This is a genomic window from Streptacidiphilus cavernicola (genome assembly GCF_042510955.1).
In the GTDB taxonomy this organism is placed as follows: domain Bacteria; phylum Actinomycetota; class Actinomycetes; order Streptomycetales; family Streptomycetaceae; genus Streptacidiphilus; species Streptacidiphilus cavernicola.
In genome coordinates this window covers 319,120-337,122 of the sequence record NZ_JBHFAB010000005.1, presented here as the reverse complement: position 1 = coordinate 337,122, position 18,003 = coordinate 319,120, and the positions used below count along the sequence as shown (strand labels likewise).

Sequence of the window (18,003 nt, the reverse complement as noted above, 5' to 3'; positions counted from 1 at the left end):
ACCAGGGCGCGCGGCAGGTTGTCGAAGTAGCGCCGCCAACCATGCACCTCCGTGACCGGCCGGCCACGCAGTTCCCCGCGCCCCCGAGGTCGTGCATGCGAAAGGACCCCCGCCCGGGTGACCGGTCAGGGGTCCTTCAGCTAGCAGCTACTGCTCAGCGCACTGCGCTCAGCTCTGGCCGCCCGCGAGCTTCTCGCGGAGCGCGGCGAGGGCCTCGTCGGTCGCCAGGGCGCCCGAGGTCTCGTCGCTGCTGGAGGAGTACGAGCCACCGGAGATGGCACCCGCACCGGCGCTAGCGGCACCGGCCTCGGGAGCCGCGCCCTCGCCCGCCGCAGCGGCCTCGGCGTCGGCCTCGCGGCTCTTGATGACCTGGGCCTGGTGCTGCTCGAAGCGCTGCTGCGCCTCGGCGTACTGGGTCTCCCAGGTCTCACGCTGCTTCTCGAAGCCGGGCAGCCAGTCGTTCGCCTCGGGGTCGAAGCCCTCCGGGTAGATGTAGTTGCCCGCGTCGTCGTAGGACGCCGCCATGCCGTAGAGGGTCGGGTCGAACTCGACCGTCGCCGGGTCGGCGCCGAGCGACTCGTTGGCCTGCTTCAGCGAGAGGCTGATCCGACGACGCTCCAGGTCGATGTCGATGACCTTGACGAAGATCTCGTCGCCGACCTGGACGACCTGCTCCGGGATCTCCACGTGGCGCTCGGCCAGCTCGGAGATGTGGACCAGGCCCTCGATGCCCTCGTCCACGCGCACGAACGCGCCGAACGGAACCAGCTTGGTGACCTTGCCGGGGACGACCTGGCCGATCTGGTGGGTCCGGGCGAACTGCTGCCACGGGTCCTCCTGGGTCGCCTTCAGCGACAGGGAGACGCGCTCGCGGTCCATGTCCACGTCGAGGACCTCGACGGTGACCTCCTGGCCGACCTCGACGACCTCGGACGGGTGGTCGATGTGCTTCCAGGACAGCTCGGAGACGTGCACCAGGCCGTCGACGCCGCCCAGGTCCACGAAGGCACCGAAGTTGACGATGGAGGAGACGACGCCGGAGCGCACCTGGCCCTTCTGCAGGGTGGTGAGGAAGGTCTGACGGACCTCGCTCTGCGTCTGCTCCAGCCAGGCACGGCGGGACAGGACCACGTTGTTGCGGTTCTTGTCCAGCTCGATGATCTTGGCCTCGAGCTCCTTGCCCACGTAGGGCTGGAGGTCGCGGACACGACGCATCTCGACCAGCGAGGCCGGCAGGAAGCCACGGAGGCCGATGTCGAGGATGAGACCACCCTTGACGACCTCGATGACGGTACCGGTGACGATGCCGTCCTCTTCCTTGATCTTCTCGATCGTGCCCCAGGCGCGCTCGTACTGAGCCCGCTTCTTGGACAGGATGAGACGACCCTCCTTGTCCTCCTTCTGGAGAACCAGGGCCTCGATGTTGTCGCCGACCTTGACGACGTCGTGCGGATCGACGTCGTGCTTGATGGACAACTCGCGGGAGGGGATGACGCCCTCGGTCTTGTAACCGATGTCGAGGAGGACCTCGTCACGGTCGACCTTCACGATGATGCCCTCGACGATGTCGCCATCGTTGAAGTACTTGATGGTCTCGTCGATCGCCGCGAGGAAAGCGTCTGCGTCGCCGATGTCGTTGACCGCCACCTGCGGGGTGGTACGGGCCTCGGTGCTACTGGTCGTCATTAGGAAGGGGGCTCCGGATACGGACATGAAGTCGTAGGTACTACTACGCCGGGAACCCGTGATCGCTCCACCGAAGACGAGACAGGGCAAAGCCCGAGAGCTCTGAATTCTGTGGGTCTTCAACAGATGCGAGCGCGACCTGCTCCGTCCGAGGCGCGCAGGTCCGCAGCGCAACTTGTAGCATACGGGCCCAGCCATGCACGGTCAATGCGGTATGCCGCAGGGCGGGAGAGCCCCACCCGAACCCGGAAGAACCAGGCGGATCCGGCATATACGCGGCGACCCTTTCGGCGACGCCCGACGCTACGGGACCAAGGCTACGCTACGGCTGAGATGACCGAGCACACCGCACCCACACCGACCGCACAGACTCCGCCGCCGGGCCGTCCGGCCGACCCCGACGACGGCCCCGGCCCCGCCGCCGACGACGCCGAAGCCGTCCGCCGCACCGCCGGGACCGCCGAGAGCAGCAGCGCCAACCGCCACTGGTGGGACCGCAACGCCGACGAGTACCAGGACGAGCACGGCTCCTTCCTCGGCGACGCCCGCTTCACCTGGTGCCCCGAGGGCCTGGACGAGGAGCAGGCGCGGCTCCTCGGCGACCCGGCCGAACTGCGCGGACGGGACGTGCTGGAGATCGGCGCGGGCGCCGCCCAGTGCTCCCGCTGGCTCGCCGCGCAGGGCGCCAGGCCGGTCGCGCTGGACCTGTCGCACCGCCAGCTGCAGCACTCGCTGCGGATCGACCAGGGCCTCGGCGCCCGGCCGGTCCCGCTGGTCCAGGCCGACGCCACGGTGCTGCCGTTCGCCGACGGCAGCTTCGACCTGGCCTGCTCCGCCTACGGCGCGGTGCCGTTCGCGGCGGACACGCTGCGGCTGATGCGCGAGGTGCACCGGGTGCTGCGGCCCGGCGGGCGCTGGGTCTTCTCGGTCACCCATCCGATCCGCTGGGCCTTCCCCGACGAGCCGGGCCCGGAGGGGCTGACCGCGCTGTCCTCCTACTTCGACCGCACCCCCTACGTGGAGCAGGACGACGACGGCAACGCCGTCTACGTCGAGCACCACCGCACCCTGGGCGACCGGGTGCGGGAGCTGGTGTCAGCCGGGTTCCGGCTGGTCGACCTGGTCGAGCCGGAGTGGCCGGACGGGCTCACGCAGGAGTGGGGCGGCTGGAGCCCGCTCCGCGGCCGGCACCTGCCGGGCACCGCGATCTTCGTCGGGGTCAGGGACTGACCCGGGCGGCGCCCCGTCCGGACGCCGTCGGCTGCGCCACTCCAGCAGCAGGGCGGCGCCCAGCAGCAGCACCGCCAGCGCCGGCAGGCCCCAGGGCAGGTAGGTACTGAGCAGCAGCACCAGCTGCCGCTGTCCCTTGACCTGGGCGGCGGTGGCGTCGAGGTAGTCGCCGCGGATCTTCACGTCGCCGTTGAAGATGGTGACCGGGGCCTTGTGGGCGCTCGCCGGGAAGCGCAGTTGCTCGCGGTGCTGCTCCTCGCCGTCGACCGGCGCCCCGGTGGCCGGGTCGACCAGGAACGTGCGCACGGTGGTGTACCAGCGCTGCAGGCCGGAGGCGGCGATACTGGCCGGGGTCAGCCCCTCGATCCCGGCCGGCATCGTCTTCGGGAACGGGACCTCGGTCCACGGGACGGTCTCCTCGAACCGGTAGACCCGCATCCCCCGGTAGGTCTCGGTGCCGGTGTAGCGGATCGGCGCGGAGCTGCGGGTCTGCGGGTCGTAGTAGAGGTAGTCGCGCGGCTGGGTGTCGAACGGGAACTTGTACTCGATCCCGGTACGGGTCACCGGGTCGCCGTCGACGCTCTCGCCGCAGCAGTGCACCGGCTCCTGGGTGTGCGCGTCGAAGACGTAGACCTCGGGGATCACCGAGATCATCTTCCCGCTGGTGCCCAGCACGTAGGACAGCGCGTCCCAGACCACGACGTCGCGTCCGGTGCGCTTCTTCTCGGCGGCGGCTGCGGCGCTGTCGCCCTTGAGGGTCTCCACGATGGTGACGGTCTGGTGCGGGACGCCGGTCAGCGTGCCGTAGTCGATCAGGGTGGCGTCCTTCGCCTGCAGCACCACGGTCTGGTACTCGTTGGCTGGGACCTCGACCACCCGCGGGTAGTCGTACCAGTGCAGCAGCGGGCCGAGGACGGCCAGCAGGCTTGCCAGGGCGACCAGTGCGAGTGCGCTCCTCCGATGCATGGCCCGGCCCCCTAGGGATGCGCCGGGGCGCTGGTCAGCAGGGGCTTGGGGGAGGTCGCGCCGCCCTGGTGGGCGAGCGGGACCAGGGCCAGGGCGACCCCCAGCGCGAGCACCGCCCCCAGCACCGCAGCCATCACCGTGCGCACCGGCCACCACCTCCCTCGTTCCGCCGCCCCGCACGGTAACGCGGGGGCGGCGAAATGAGAACAGGTTCTACTGACGGATCGTCAGAAAGGCTATTCCGGAGGTCAGTGCGCCGCGGTCTCCCAGTCCCGGCCGCAGCCGACCGAGACGTCCAGCGGGGCGCGCAGCGGGTACGCGCCCGCCATCTCCCGGCGGACCAGCTCCTCGACCTTCTTGCGCTCGCCCTTGGCGACTTCGAGCACGATCTCGTCGTGCACCTGGAGCAGCATCCGCGAGCCGAGCCCGGCCGCGGTCAGCGCCCGGTCGACGTTCAGCATCGCGATCTTGACGATGTCCGCGGCCGAGCCCTGGATCGGCGCGTTCAGCGCCATCCGCTCGGCCATCTCCCGGCGCTGCCGGTTGTCGCTGGTCAGGTCCGGGAGGTAGCGGCGGCGGCCGAGCACGGTCTCGGTGTAGCCGGTGTTCCTGGCCTCGTCCACCACCCGGCGCAGGTAGTCGCGGACCCCGCCGAAGCGCTCGAAGTAGGTGTCCATCAGCCGCTGCGCCTCGCCGGTGGCGATGTTCAGCTGCTGGGACAGGCCGAACGCGGACAGGCCGTAGGCCAGCCCGTACGACATCGCCTTGATCTTGCGGCGCATCTCCGCGTCCACCGCGGCCGGTTCGACCGAGAAGACCTGGGAGCCGACCGTGGTGTGCAGGTCCTCGCCGCTGTCGAAGGCGGCGAGCAGGGCCGCGTCCTCGGACAGGTGGGCCATGATCCGCAGCTCGATCTGGCTGTAGTCGGCGGTCAGCAGCTCCTGGTAGCCCTCGCCGACGATGAAGGCCCGGCGGATCATCCGGCCCTCCTCGGTGCGGACCGGGATGTTCTGCAGGTTGGGCTCGGTGGAGGAGAGCCGGCCGGTCGCGGCGACCATCTGGTTGAAGGTGGTGTGGATCCGGCCGTCCGGGGCGACGGTCTTGATCAGGCCCTCGACCGTGCTGCGCAGCCGGGTCTGGTCCCGGTGCCGGAGCAGCAGCACCGGCAGCTCGTGCTCGGTCTGCGCGGCCAGCCAGGTCAGCGCGTCGGCGTCGGTGGTGAAGCCGGTCTTGATCTTCTTGGTCCTGGGCAGGCCCAGCTCGGTGAAGAGGATCTCCTGCAGCTGCTTCGGGGAGCCGAGGTTGAACTCGTGCCCGACCGCGTGGTGGGCCTCCTTCACCGCCTGCTGCACGGCCGCGCCGAACTGGATCTCCAGCTGGGAGAGCCACTCCCGGTCGGCGGCGATGCCGGAGCGCTCCATCCGGGCCAGCAGCGCGGCGATCGGCAGCTCGACGTCCCGCATCAGGTCCAGCGCGCCGTCCTTGGCCAGCCGCGGCTCGAACGCCTCGGCCAGGTCCAGCACCGTGCGGGCGTGCACCATCAGCAGCTGGGCGGCGGCCAGGGCGGCGTCGTCGGCGTCCGAGGCGTCCTCGCCGAAGGCGAGCTGGCCGCTGTCGGCGGTGGTCGCGGTGCCGAGCTGGCGGCCCAGGTACTCCTCGGCCAGGACGTCCAGGCCGTAGGTGCGGCGGCCGGGCTTCTCCAGGTAGGCGGCCAGGGCGCTGTCCGCGACCACGCCCTCGATCGGCCAGCCGTGCTCGGCGAAGGCCCGGATCACCTGCTTGGCGATGTGCAGCGCCTTGGGCCGCTCCGGGTCGGCCAGCCAGGCTGCGAAGGCCTGCTCGTCGGCCTCGCCCAGCGCGGTCGGGTCCAGCCAGGCGGCCGGGCCGTCCTGGACCGCCAGCGCCACCGCGGTGACCCGGCCCTCGCCGAGCGCCCAGGCGTAGTCGGCGGCCAGGCCGGTCCGGGCGGCGCCAGCCGCGTGCTCGGCCAGCCAGGCTGCCAACGCGCCCTCGGCGGAGAGCAGTTCGCCGACCACCTCGATACCGGGAGCGGCCGGGGCGGCGCTCGGCCCGGCGTCCTCGGCGCCGGGGTCGGCCGCGAACAGCCGGTCCCGCAGCGCCTGGTTGCGGAACTCCAGGGTGTCCAGCAGCAGCACGGTCGCGTCGTGGTCGTACGGCCGACGGCCCAGGTCGCCGACGCCCAGCGGCAGTTCCACGTCCCGGATCAGCTCGGTCAGCTCGCGGTTGAGCTTCACCGCGTCCAGCCCGGCCCGCAGCTTCTCGCCGATCTTGCCCTTGACCTCGTCGGCCTGCTCCACCAGCGCGGCGAAGGAGCCGTACTGGGAGATCCACTTGGCGGCGGTCTTCTCGCCGACGCCGGGGATGCCGGGCAGGTTGTCGGACGGGTCGCCGCGCAGCGCGGCCAGGTCCGGGTACTGGGCCGGGGTGACGCCGTACTTCTCGAACACCTTCTCGGGGGTGTAGCGGGTCATCTCGGAGACGCCCTTGGTCGGGTAGAGGACGGTGACGTCCGGGCCGACCAGCTGCAGCGCGTCCCGGTCGCCGGTGAGGATCAGCACCTCGAAGCCCTCGGCGGCGGCGCGGGTGGCCAGGGTCGCGATGATGTCGTCGGCCTCGTACTCGGCCGAGCGCAGGTGCGGCACCCGCATCGCGTCCAGCAGCTCGCCGACCAGCTCGACCTGGCCGCGGAACTCCTCGGGGGAGGCCGAGCGGGTCGCCTTGTACTCGGGGTAGATCCCGGCCCTGAAGGTCTTCCTGGAGACGTCGAAGGCCACCGCGAAGTGGGTGGGGGCCTCGTCCCGCAGGATGTTGGCGAGCATCGACGCGAAGCCGTAGACCGCGTTGGTGGGCTGGCCGGTCGAGGTGGCGAAGTTCTCCGCGGGGAACGCGTAGAAGGCCCGGTAGGCCATCGAGTGGCCGTCGAGGAGCAGCAGCCGGGGCCGCGCCCCCTTGCCGCTGTTGCCGGTCCTGCTCGCCATGACTGCCACCGCTTCCGCTGCCTCGTTTCACTGCCGGACGAAATCCTATGGCCCGCCACTGACACCGTCCCCCATGACACCTTGAGCCCGGGTCGTACGATCACAGCTGTCCGCCGCTTCCCCCGCGACACCGACGTCAGGAGCACCATGTCCGAGCCGAAGCCCGAGCCCGGCCCCACCCTCAACGTCCCCCAGGACGTGATCGACCACTTCGCCAAGCTGGGCGTGGAACCCGCCACCTTCTCCGGCGGCGAGCTGGGCGAGCGGCTGGGCATCCGGATCGTCGAGGCGTCACCCGAACGTGTCGTCGGCACCATGCCGGTCGAGGGCGCGCGGCAGCCGTACGGGCTGCTGCACGGCGGCGCGTCGGCGGCGCTGGCGGAGACCCTGGGCTCGATCGGCGCGATGCTGCACGCCGGTCCCGGGCGGTACGCGGTCGGCGTGGACCTCAACGCCACGCACCATCGCTCGGCCACCTCGGGTCTGGTCACCGGCGTCGCCACCGCGGTGTTCCGGGGCCGTACCGCGGCCACCTACGAGGTCGCGATCACCGACGACCAGGGGCGCAGGATCACCAGCTGCCGACTGACCTGCATGCTGCGCGACACCTGATCGCACACGACCGGAAACCGGTCCGGCGCGGGGGGTTTCGCCCCCGCGCGGGCCGGGCATCGCTGGCCCCAGCGGAGAGGGGGTGGGACGATGCCCGGCAGCCAGGAGGCGGACCGGCGGACCGGGGCGGTCGGACCGCGGACCGGGGCAGTCGGACCGGTGCAGACCCCCGGCGAGGCGGGCCACCCGGACTACCTCGGGCCGCCGCCGACCGCCGTGGTCGAGGCGCGCGGGCTGTCCCTGGAGCGCCGGCTGCGGGCCTGGTGGGACCGCCTCGGCAAGCGCCGCCGAAGACTCGGCCTGCTGGCCGCCGCCGGGCTGGCGCTGGGCCTGCTCTGGGGCGCGACGCTGCTGCCGCACCCGAGCGGCAGCACCCCCGTGCCGCCGCTGGTGCCGTTCCCCGGCCAGGCCGTCGAGGTGCACTACGCCGGCCTGGACGCGACCGGCGGCCCGGCCCGGTTCACGGTCCGGCTCGCGGTCACCGACACCAGCGACGCGACGATGACCCTGCTCCAGGTCGCCCAGCCGTACCGGGGCGTCGACGTGACCACCGCCCAGCTGCTCCCGCTGCGGCTCTTCCCGGGGCGGCCCCAGCCGGTGTGGGTGCAAATGACGGTGCGGGACTGTTCGCTGACGCCCCGAGCCGATGTCCTGCCATTCATCGACGTAACGTTGAGTAACGCGCGCGCAATACAGACGCAAAGCGAAATTCTCGGGACGGCGTACGCGCGGGATCTGCGCGCCGCAATCCTGAAGGCGTGTCCCCCGGCCGCGGCCCCTTCGGGCAATTCTGCTGCCCGATCGGCCCCGGCAGTGCCCTGACCTGCTCATCGACCAAACTCGTGTGCCGCTCAAGCACGTTCGGGGCTTCGAACACCCCGTCGGAGGGTGTCCGGATCAAGCCTCAAGTTTTCCTCAGGTCATAACAAGAACATCACACAAGGCGTGTTAACTCTGCCCAATCCGCTGATGGGGGCCTAAAGTCACGGCCAGTCACCGCGCCATCGGATCGACAGGTCGGGGCCTGCGCGCGGTTCGACCCTCGCCCAGAGGAAAGGACTGAACGTGCGAAACCGTTCTCTGCTCATCGCAACCACTCTTGCCGTCACCGGCGCCCTCAGCCTCACCGCCTGCGGTTCCCGCGGAGGGTCCTCCGGCAGCGGCTCCTCGGCGGCGGCCAACACCACGGTCACCATCGGCGTGGACGCACCGCTCACCGGTTCACTGACCGCGCTGGGCCAGGGCATCAAGAACTCGGTCGACCTCGCGGTCAACACCGCGAACAAGACCAAGGAGGTGCCCGGCGTCACCTTCAAGATCGAGCCCCTCGACGACCAGGCCCAGCCCTCCTCCGGCCAGCAGAACGCGGCCAAGCTGGTCGCCGACCCCAGCGTGGTCGGCGTCGTCGGCCCGCTGAACTCCAGCGTCGCCCAGTCGATGCAGAAGGTCTTCGACAACGCCAACCTGGTCGAGGTCTCGCCCGCCAACACCAACCCGAGCCTCACCCAGGGCCCGGACTGGGCGAAGGGCACGAAGGTCCGCCCCTTCAAGTCCTACTTCCGCACCGCCACCACCGACGCCATCCAGGGCCCCTTCGCGGCCCAGTACGCGTACAGCACGCTCGGCAAGAAGAAGGTCTTCCTGGTCGACGACCAGCTCACCTACGGCGTCGGCCTGGTCGGCACGTTCGAGGGCGAGTTCAAGACCCTCGGCGGCACCGTGGCCGGGCAGGACCACGTCACCGACGGCACCAAGGACTTCTCCGCCCTGGTCTCCAAGATCAAGGCCTCCGGCGCCGACCTGGTCTACTACGGCGGCCAGTACCCCGAGGCGGGCCCGCTCAGCGGCCAGCTCAAGTCGGCCGGCGACAACATCCCGCTGATCGGCGGCGACGGCATCTACGACCCGGCCTACATCGCCGCCGCCAACGGCAAGGCCAACGGCGACTTCGCGACCTCGGTCGGCGCCCCGGTCGAGACCCTCGACTCGGCCAAGACCTTCATCGCCAACTACGACGCGGCCAAGTACTCCTCCCCCTACGCGGCGTACGGCGGCTACTCCTACGACAGCGCCTGGGCGATCATCGAGGCGGTCAAGGCCGTCGCGGCGGCCAACAACGGCAAGCTCCCGGCCAACCCGCGGCAGGCCATCGAGGACGCCATGTCCAAGGTCAGCTTCTCCGGCGTGACCGGCACGGTCTCCTTCGACCAGTACGGCGACGCCACCAACAAGCAGCTCACCGTGTACGAGGTCAAGAACGGCGCCTGGGTGGCGGCCAAGACCGGCACCTTCACCGGCTGACGGCTCCCCGCAGCACCAGCACCAGCCGGACGCAACCAGCGGGGGCTCTGCACACCTCGCGGAGCCCCCGCCCCGCACCCAACACACCCGGGCGACACCGCAACGGCACACCCGGCGACACCCACGGAGGCCACGCGGTGCACGAACTGCCGCAACAGCTGGTCAACGGCCTGATTCTCGGTTCGCTCTACGGACTGATCGCAATCGGCTACACGATGGTCTACGGCATCGTCCAGCTCATCAACTTCGCCCACGGTGAGATCTACATGATCGGCGGCTTCGGCGCGCTGACCGTGTACCTCAACCTTCCCCACAGCCTGAGCATCTGGGTGGCACTGCCGCTGATGCTCCTCGGCGGCATCCTGGCCTCCGTCCTGGTCTCCATGCTGGCCGAGCGCTTCGCCTACCGGCCACTGCGCAACGCGCCGAAACTGGCGCCACTGATCACCGCGATCGGGCTCTCGCTGGCGCTGCAGCAGGCCATCTGGGCCTGGTACCCCAACGCCACCAACCCCCGGACCTTCCCGCAACTCCCGGGCGGCCCCTACCACATCGGCTCGGTCACGATCGAGCCCGCGGACATCTTCATCCTGCTGGCCGCGCCGGTGTCCATGGTCATACTCGGAACCTTCGTCGGTCGCACCAGGACCGGGCGCGGCATGCAGGCCACCGCCCAGGACCCGGACACCGCGAAGCTGATGGGCATCAACACCGACCGCATCATCGTGGTCGCCTTCGCCGTCGGCGCCGCGTTCGCCGCGGTGGCCGGTATGGCGCACGGGCTGCGCTACGGCCAGATCGACTACCAGATGGGCTACAGCGACGGCCTCAAGGCCTTCACCGCGGCCGTCCTCGGCGGCATCGGCAACATCTACGGCGCCATGCTCGGCGGCATCGTGCTGGGCCTGGCCGAGGCGCTCACCACCGCGTACATCCAGAACGTGCCCGGTATGCAGCAGCTCGGCGGCGGCGCCTGGGACAACGTCTGGGCCTTCGTCCTGCTCATCCTCATCCTCCTGCTGCGCCCCCAGGGCCTGCTGGGCGAACGCGTCGCGGACAGGGCGTGACACCGATGACCACTCTTTCGCAGACATCCGCCGGCACCACTGCCGCCGCCCGCCGCGCCGTACCGCTGCCGCCGGGCCTGGCGCTCGGCCTGACCGCGGCGGGCTCGCTGGCCGCGGTCGTCTCCACCTTCCTGTCCTGGACCTGGACCTCGGCCTTCCCCGGCGACCTCACCATCGACGGCAACCCGGGCGGGCTGCAGGTGCTGACCCTGGTCGGCGCGATCGTGACGCTGCTCTACGTGCTCGCCGGCTACGGCGTGCGGGGCACCCGCTGGCTGGCCCCGGCCGGCGCCAACGCCGCCCTGCTGGTGCTGGCCCTCGGCACCTTCGCCACCACCTGGTTCACCATCATCGCGATCGCCTCCGAACTCGGCGGCGTCGCCAACTGGAACCCCGGCGCCTGGATCGCGGGCCTCGGCACCCTGCTGGCCGTGGTCGGCGCCCTGGGGCTGCCGCAGACCGGCGCCGCGCACCAGGCAACGGCCCGCACCAGCGGCAACCCCCTGGTCGACAGCGCCACCACCGCACTGCACAGGCTGCGCAACTACCTCGGCGCCCGACCCGACGTCAGGCCTGCCAAGCCGCTGCCCCGCTGGGCCGACACGCTGATCATCATCGTGGTCCTGGTCGCGGCACTGGAAGTCTTCGCGTACGGGGTGGACACCGCCTACGCCGAGATCTTCGTCGGTTTCCTGATCATCGCGGGCTTCATCGCCTGGGGGGTGATCCGCTCCGGAGCCAACGAGCGGCTCACCCAGATCATCGGCCGCAACGGGATCACCGTCGGCGTCGGCGCGCTCATCACCGCGGCGGCCTTCCCGTTCACCCAGAGCACCGACCAGTACTCCAGCATCGGGACCAACATCCTGGTCTTCGGCGCGGTCGCGCTGGGCCTGAACGTCGTGGTCGGCCTGACCGGCCTGCTCGACCTGGGGTACGTCGCCTTCCTCGGCGTCGGCGCCTACACCGCCGCCCTGGTCTCCGGCGCCGCCACCGCCCGCTTCCACGTGGTCTTCCCCTGGTGGGCCGCCGCCCTGTGCGGCGCCGCGGTGGCAGCCGTGGCCGGACTGATCATCGGCGCGCCGACACTGCGGCTGCGCGGCGACTACCTCGCCATCGTCACCCTGGGCTTCGGCGAGATCTTCCGGATCGCGGTCAACAACATGGACGGCACCGCCGGGCCCAAGCTCACCGGCGGCCCCAACGGCATCCCCAACATCCCCGACATCGAGTTCTTCGGCATCAACCTCGGCGACTCGCACACCGTGCTGGGACACAGCATCGGCCGGTTCTCCAACTACTACTGGCTGATGCTGCTGTTCCTGGCGATCACCGTGATCGTCTTCATCCGGGCCGCGGGCTCCCGGATCGGCCGGGCCTGGGTCGCCATCCGCGAGGACGAGACCGCCGCGCTGGCCATGGGCATCAACGGCTTCCGCTTCAAGCTGCTCGCCTTCACCCTCGGCGCCTCGCTGGCCGGGCTGGCCGGGCTGGTCTGGGCGCACGTGCTGTTCAGCGTCACCCCGGACCCGTACCAGTTCTCCTACTCGGTCCCGCCGAACTCGGCCTTCCTGGTCGCGGCCGTCGTCCTGGGCGGCATGGGCACGGTCAGCGGGCCGATCCTCGGCTCCACGCTGCTGTTCCTGATCCCCTACAAGCTGGAGTTCCTGGGCAAGTACCAACTCCTGCTGTTCGGCATCGCACTGATCCTGCTGATGCGCTTCCGCCCCGAGGGGATCATCCCCAACAAGCGGAACAAGCTGGAGTTCCACGAGGACGACGAGAACGAGAGCCTCGCCGACGTCGAAGCCGTCCAACCCCGCCCCGTCACCGGCGGCCTCAGCGAAGCAGGGGCGTGACCACCATGACCACCAGCCCCACCGAGACCACCCCCGCCCCCTCGGCCGCCCCCGGCACCCCGCTGCTGGAGGCCAAGGGCGTGGTGATGCGGTTCGGCGGCCTGACCGCCGTCAACAACATCGACCTCACCGTCAACACCGGCGAGATCATCGGCCTGATCGGCCCCAACGGGGCCGGCAAGACCACCTTCTTCAACTGCCTGACCGGCCTGTACGTGCCCACCGAAGGCACCGTCAGCTACCAGGGCAAGGTGCTTCCGCCCAAGCCCTACAAGGTCACCGACGCCGGAGTGGCCCGCACCTTCCAGAACATCCGGCTGTTCAAGAACATGACGGTGGTCGAGAACGTCATCGTGGGGCGGCACACCCGCACCCGCGAGGGCCTGATCTCCGCGCTGATCCGCGGCCCCGGCTACCACCGGGCCGAACGCGAGGCCCGCGACCGGGCGATGGAGCTGCTCCGCTTCATCGGCCTGGAGCACAAGGCCGAGCACCTGGCCCGCAACCTCCCCTACGGGGAGCAGCGCAAGCTGGAGATCGCCCGCGCCCTGGCCAGCGACCCCGGCCTGCTGCTGCTGGACGAGCCGACCGCCGGGATGAACCCGCAGGAGACCCGGGCCACCGAGGAACTGGTCTTCGCCATCCGGGACCAGGGCATCGCCATCCTGGTGATCGAGCACGACATGCGGTTCATCTTCAACCTGTGCGACCGCGTCGCCGTCCTGGTCCAGGGACAGAAGCTGGTGGAGGGCAGCTCGGCGGTCGTCCAGGCCGACGAGCGCGTCATCGCCGCCTACCTCGGCACCCCCTACGAGGCCGACGCCCCCGCATCCGACAGCACCGGCACCATCGAAGAGGAGGACCAGACGTGACCGCCCTTCTCGAAGTGGAGGACCTCCGCGTCGCCTACGGCAAGATCGAGGCCGTGAAGGGGATCTCCTTCAGCATCGAAGCCGGACAGGTCGTCACCCTGATCGGCACCAACGGCGCCGGCAAGACCACCACCCTGCGCACCATCTCCGGACTGCACCCCCCGCTCAGCGGCAGCATCACCTTCGAGGGCAAGCCGCTGGCCCACGTCCCCGCGCACCAGATCGTCGAACTCGGGATCGCGCACTCCCCCGAGGGCCGGCACATCTTCCCCCGGATGACGGTCGAGGAGAACCTGCTCCTCGGCGCCTTCCTGCGCAAGGACAAGGACGGCATCCAGGCCGACGTCAACCGCGCCTACGACATCTTCCCGATCCTCGGGGAGCGCCGGAAGCAGGCCGCCGGGCTGTTCTCCGGCGGCGAGCAGCAGATGCTGGCGATGGGCCGGGCGCTGATGTCCCGCCCCAAGCTGCTGATGCTGGACGAACCGTCGATGGGCCTGTCGCCGATCATGATGCAGAAGATCATGGCGACCATCGTCGAACTCCGCAGCCAGGGCACCACCATCCTGCTGGTCGAGCAGAACGCCCAGGCCGCGCTGTCGCTGGCGGACACCGGGCACGTGATGGAGGTCGGCCGGATCGTGCTCTCCGGACCCGGCTCCGAACTGCTCACCGACGAGTCGGTCCGCAAGGCCTACCTCGGCGAGGACTGACCCGCGGAACGACGGAGGGCCGCCCCCGGTCGGGGGGCGGCCCTCCGTCGTTCGCGCTGCTACGCCTCGGCGGCGGGCTCGGCCGGTCCGGCCGGGGCGCCCTTCTTCTTGGCGTCCTGCGCCGCGCCTTCCTCGATGACCGCCTCGGCCACGGCCTTCATGGTCATCCGGCGGTCCATCGAGGTCTTCTGGATCCAGCGGAACGCGGCCGGCTCGGTCAGCCCGAACTTGGTCTGCAGCACGCTCTTGGCGCGGTCCACCAGCTTGCGGGTGTCCAGCCGGAGGCTCAGGTCGGCGATCTCCGACTCCAGCGCGCGGATCTCGCTGTAGCGGGAGACGGCCATCTCGATGGCCGGGACCAGGTCGCTCTTGTTGAACGGCTTCACGATGTAGGCCATCGCCCCGGCGTCCCTGGCCCGGTCCACCAGCTCGCGCTGGGAGAAGGCGGTCAGCATCAGGGTCGGCGCGATGTGCGCCTCGTGGATCTGCTCGGCGGCGGAGAGGCCGTCCAGGATCGGCATCTTCACGTCAAGGATCACCAGGTCGGGCCGCAGCTCGGTGGCCAGCTTCACGGCCTCGGCCCCGTCCCCGGCCTCGCCGACGACGGTGTAGCCCTCTTCCTCCAGCATCTCCTTGAGGTCAAGGCGGATCAGCGCCTCGTCCTCCGCGATGACCACACGGGTAGTCGTCGGCGGGACATGCTGCTCATGCTGCTCGTCGGCGGCGGTCACGGTGCTCCTCGTTGACGCGGGGGGTACGTGCACGAGCCTACCCAGACACGGTATGTTGGTGACACAGAGGGGAGGGCTCAACCTTCCTTTTGCAGGCCCCGGTAGCCCAATTGGCAGTAGGCAATGGATTCAAAACCCATACAGTGTCGGTTCGAATCCGACTCGGGGCACTTTCCTTCGATTCAAAGGCGCTAGCCCGCAGGGCTTCAGTTCTTCGCCTGGTTGAATCTGACCTCATTGCCGGCCGGATCGCGGAAGGCGCAGTCCCGCACCCCGTACGGCTGGTCGGTCGGCTCCTGGACCACGTCCGCGCCGGCCCGGTGCACCCGGTCGAAGGTCGCGTCGCAGTCGTCGGTCCAGAACACCACCCGCCCGTAGACGCCCTTGGCCATCAGGTCGGCCACGGCGCTGCGGTCGTCCGGCGACATGTTGGGATTGGCGGCCGGCGGTTCGAGCACGATGTCGACCTCGGGCTGGGACGGCGAGCCGATGGTGACCCAGCGCATCTTCTCGTAGCCGACGTCGTTGCGGACCTCCAGGCCGAGCACGTCGCGGTAGAACGCGACGGCCTTGTCGTGGTCGTCGACCGCGAGGAAGGTGTGCGAGAGTTTGATGTCCATACCGGTCACGCTACGGCAGGACCGGTCGGCCCGGCCGCTTTCCTGACCGGCCGGGTGACCGCTTTCGCGACGCAGGCCGGCAGCGCCGACAGGTCGGCGTGGCCGCGGGCCCGGTAGGCGCTCGGGGTCTCCCCCACCAGTTGGGTGAAACGCGAGCTGAACGACCCCAGCGAGGAACAGCCGACCGCCATGCAGACCTCGGTCACCGAGAGGTCGCCCCGGCGCAACAGCGCCTGCGCGCGCTCGATCCGGCGGGTCATCAGATAGGCGTACGGGGTCTCGCCGAAGGCCGTCCGGAAGCTGCGGGAGAAGTGGCCCGGCGACATCAGCGCCTCGCGGGCGAGCGCCGGGACGTCCAGCGGGCGGGCGTAGTCGCGGTCCATCCGGTCGCGGGCGCGCCGCAGCCGCACCAGATCCGCCCTGTCCATGCCCCCAGGATGCCCGACCGGGTCGGGATCGCGAAACCGGCCGCCCGGCGGAATTCCGGGGGAATGCATTTCCGAACAGCGGGCAGGCGGGTGAGCGTTCACGAACTCCGCACGTCATGGGTGTGGGAGTACCCGGAAGAACGTATCTATTCAGAGTCGGCATGAACGAATGCGAATGAAGGCGGCGCCCCTCGTGACCACCACAGAAGACACGTTGTCGAAATCACCGGCGCCCGCCGGGAGTTCGCTCCGGCGGGAGATCGGGCTGATCGGGCTGATGTGGGCCTCGGTCGGGTCGATCATCGGCTCGGGGTGGCTGTTCGGCGCCAAGGAGGCCGTGGTCGTGGCCGGGCCCGCAGCGATCGTCTCCTGGGGGATCGGCGCGGTCGCGATCGTGCTGCTGGCGCTGGTGCACGCCGAGTTGGGCGGGATGTTCCCGGTCGCGGGCGGCACCGCCCGCTACCCGCACTACGCGTTCGGCGGCCTGGCCGGGATGTCCTTCGGCTGGTTCTCCTGGCTGCAGGCGGCCACCGTGGCCCCGATCGAGGTCGAGGCCATGATCGGCTACGCCCGGCACTGGAGCTGGGCCAACGGCCTGCAGCACGCCAACGGGACGCTCACCGCGGCCGGCTTCGTGGTCGCGCTGGTGCTGATGGCGGTGTTCGTCGCGGTGAACTTCCTCGGGGTGCGGCTGCTGGCGCGCACCAACAGCGCGGCGACCTGGTGGAAGATCGCGATCCCACTGCTGGCGATCTTCGTCCTGGCGGCCGGGCACTTCCACGGCGGCAACTTCACCTCGCAGGGCTTCGCGCCGTTCGGGGCGAAGGGCATCCTGGCGGCGATCAGCACCAGCGGGATCATCTTCGCGCTGCTGGGCTTCGAGCAGGCGATCCAGCTCTCCGGCGAGAGCCGCAACCCCAAGAAGGACATCCCCCGCGCGGTGCTCGGCTCGGTCGCCATCGGCGCGCTGATCTACCTGCTGCTGCAGGTCGTCTTCATCGGCGCGCTGCCGGCCTCGTCCTTCGCGCACGGCTGGGCGAATCTGGCCTACGCCGGCATCAGCGGTCCGTTCGCCGGGCTGGCGACGGTGATCGGGCTGGGCTGGCTGGCCTGGATCCTCTACCTGGACGCGATCATCTCCCCGGCCGGGACCGGCCTGATCTACACCACCTCCACCTCCCGGATCTCCTACGGGCTGAGCCGCAACGGCTATGCCCCGCAGCTGTTCGAGGCGACCGACCGGCGCGGAGTGCCCTGGTTCGGCCTGATCATCTCCTTCGTCACCGGCGTGGTCTGCTTCCTGCCGTTCCCCAGCTGGCAGCAGCTGGTCAGCTTCATCACCTCGGCCAGCGTGCTGATGTACGCGGGCGCGCCGCTGGCCTACGGGGTGCTGCGGAACCGGCTGCCGGACCGCGAGCGGCCGTACCGGCTGCCGGCCGGGCAGGTGGTCGCGCCGCTGTCGTTCGTGGTGGCCAGCCTGATCATCTACTGGGCCGGCTGGGACACCCTGTGGCGGCTGGGCGTCGCCATCGTGCTGGGATACGCGCTGCTCGGCTCGTACGCCGTGTACGCCACCCGCAAGGGGCTGCCGAACGCCCCGCAGCTGGACTGGCGGGCGGCGCAGTGGCTGCCGGTCTACCTGATCGGCATGGGCGTGATCTCCTGGCAGGGCGGCTTCTGTTCCAAGACCGGCTGCGGCGCGGCGGACAACCTGCCGCTGTGGTGGGACATCGGGGTGATCACGGTGTTCGCGCTGGCGGTGTACTACTGGGCGGTCGCGGTGGGGCTCAGGTCCGAGGTGATCGAGCGGAACATCGAGGAGGTCCAGGTCGTGGACGCGGGCGGGCACTGACCTCCGGTACGACGACCGCGGGGCCCGCCCGGACGGTTCGTCCGGGCGGGCCCCGCGGTCGGTGTCG

At 70.3% G+C, this 18,003-nt stretch carries 15 protein-coding genes, 1 tRNA gene and 1 pseudogene; 10 read left to right on the top strand and 7 right to left on the bottom strand.

Annotated features, from left to right (window positions below):
* Positions 1–168: 168 nt before the first annotated feature.
* Positions 169–1,686 (bottom strand): 30S ribosomal protein S1, encoded by a 1,518-nt coding sequence (gene rpsA, locus ACEZDE_RS09705; RefSeq protein WP_380534553.1) that lies wholly within the window; start codon positions 1,684–1,686, stop codon positions 169–171.
* A 333-nt stretch (positions 1,687–2,019) separates the two neighbouring features.
* Between rpsA and ACEZDE_RS09700 the strand changes: the two genes are divergently transcribed.
* Entirely contained in the window at positions 2,020–2,916 is an 897-nt protein-coding gene (locus ACEZDE_RS09700) for a class I SAM-dependent methyltransferase (protein ID WP_380534552.1), read from the top strand.
* Positions 2,917–3,024: 108 nt separating this feature from the next.
* Here the strand turns inward: ACEZDE_RS09700 and ACEZDE_RS09695 are convergent.
* The 3 genes and pseudogenes from ACEZDE_RS09695 to polA form a co-directional block, all read right to left on the bottom strand.
* Positions 3,025–3,882: pseudogene (locus tag ACEZDE_RS09695) on the bottom strand (DUF3068 domain-containing protein); the annotation flags it as partial.
* Positions 3,883–3,893: 11 nt separating this feature from the next.
* Positions 3,894–4,028: an SPW_0924 family protein gene (locus ACEZDE_RS09690; RefSeq protein ID WP_380534550.1), complete on the bottom strand. Its 135-nt coding sequence runs from the start codon at positions 4,026–4,028 to the stop codon at positions 3,894–3,896.
* 102 nt (positions 4,029–4,130) lie between these two features.
* Positions 4,131–6,881, bottom strand: a complete 2,751-nt coding sequence (gene polA / locus ACEZDE_RS09685; RefSeq protein WP_380534548.1) for a DNA polymerase I — start codon at positions 6,879–6,881, stop codon at positions 4,131–4,133.
* A 147-nt stretch (positions 6,882–7,028) separates the two neighbouring features.
* On the opposite strand from polA, the gene ACEZDE_RS09680 reads away from it, so the two are divergent.
* The 7 genes from ACEZDE_RS09680 (at position 7,029) to ACEZDE_RS09650 (ending at position 14,305) form a co-directional block, all read left to right on the top strand.
* Positions 7,029–7,493: a PaaI family thioesterase gene (locus ACEZDE_RS09680; protein ID WP_380534546.1), complete on the top strand. Its 465-nt coding sequence runs from the start codon at positions 7,029–7,031 to the stop codon at positions 7,491–7,493.
* 90 nt (positions 7,494–7,583) lie between these two features.
* Positions 7,584–8,315 carry a hypothetical protein gene (locus tag ACEZDE_RS09675; protein WP_380534544.1) on the top strand — a complete coding sequence of 244 codons (732 nt, stop codon included), beginning with the start codon at positions 7,584–7,586 and terminating at the stop codon, positions 8,313–8,315.
* A 243-nt stretch (positions 8,316–8,558) separates the two neighbouring features.
* A complete protein-coding gene (locus ACEZDE_RS09670) occupies positions 8,559–9,794 on the top strand; it encodes a branched-chain amino acid ABC transporter substrate-binding protein (protein WP_380534542.1) in 1,236 nt (411 codons plus the stop codon).
* Between the two features lie 137 nt (positions 9,795–9,931).
* Complete coding sequence (locus ACEZDE_RS09665; RefSeq protein WP_380534540.1) at positions 9,932–10,861, top strand: branched-chain amino acid ABC transporter permease; 930 nt, start codon at positions 9,932–9,934, stop codon at positions 10,859–10,861.
* Between the two features lie 5 nt (positions 10,862–10,866).
* Positions 10,867–12,720 (top strand): branched-chain amino acid ABC transporter permease, encoded by a 1,854-nt coding sequence (locus tag ACEZDE_RS09660; protein WP_380534539.1) that lies wholly within the window; start codon positions 10,867–10,869, stop codon positions 12,718–12,720.
* A gap of 5 nt (positions 12,721–12,725) precedes the next feature.
* On the top strand, positions 12,726–13,592 hold the full coding sequence (locus ACEZDE_RS09655; protein ID WP_380534537.1) for an ABC transporter ATP-binding protein: 867 nt from the start codon (positions 12,726–12,728) through the stop codon (positions 13,590–13,592).
* On the top strand, positions 13,589–14,305 hold the full coding sequence (locus tag ACEZDE_RS09650) for an ABC transporter ATP-binding protein (RefSeq protein ID WP_380534536.1): 717 nt from the start codon (positions 13,589–13,591) through the stop codon (positions 14,303–14,305). Before ACEZDE_RS09655 ends, ACEZDE_RS09650 begins: the two co-directional genes overlap by 4 nt.
* A 59-nt stretch (positions 14,306–14,364) precedes the next feature.
* On the opposite strand, the gene ACEZDE_RS09645 is transcribed toward ACEZDE_RS09650, so the two are convergent.
* Entirely contained in the window at positions 14,365–15,036 is a 672-nt protein-coding gene (locus ACEZDE_RS09645; protein ID WP_380534533.1) for an ANTAR domain-containing response regulator, read from the bottom strand.
* Between the two features lie 95 nt (positions 15,037–15,131).
* Between ACEZDE_RS09645 and ACEZDE_RS09640 the strand changes: the two genes are divergently transcribed.
* A tRNA-Leu gene (locus ACEZDE_RS09640) sits at positions 15,132–15,206 on the top strand.
* A 36-nt stretch (positions 15,207–15,242) separates the two neighbouring features.
* On the opposite strand, the gene ACEZDE_RS09635 is transcribed toward ACEZDE_RS09640, so the two are convergent.
* Together ACEZDE_RS09635 and ACEZDE_RS09630 are read right to left on the bottom strand one after the other, a co-directional pair.
* Positions 15,243–15,656 carry a VOC family protein gene (locus ACEZDE_RS09635; RefSeq protein WP_380534531.1) on the bottom strand — a complete coding sequence of 138 codons (414 nt, stop codon included), beginning with the start codon at positions 15,654–15,656 and terminating at the stop codon, positions 15,243–15,245.
* A 5-nt stretch (positions 15,657–15,661) separates the two neighbouring features.
* Positions 15,662–16,084, bottom strand: coding sequence for a helix-turn-helix transcriptional regulator (locus ACEZDE_RS09630; protein WP_380534529.1), 423 nt, complete (start codon positions 16,082–16,084; stop codon positions 15,662–15,664).
* 193 nt (positions 16,085–16,277) lie between these two features.
* On the opposite strand from ACEZDE_RS09630, the gene ACEZDE_RS09625 reads away from it, so the two are divergent.
* Positions 16,278–17,936, top strand: coding sequence for an APC family permease (locus tag ACEZDE_RS09625; RefSeq protein ID WP_380534528.1), 1,659 nt, complete (start codon positions 16,278–16,280; stop codon positions 17,934–17,936).
* Positions 17,937–18,003 lie beyond the last annotated feature (67 nt).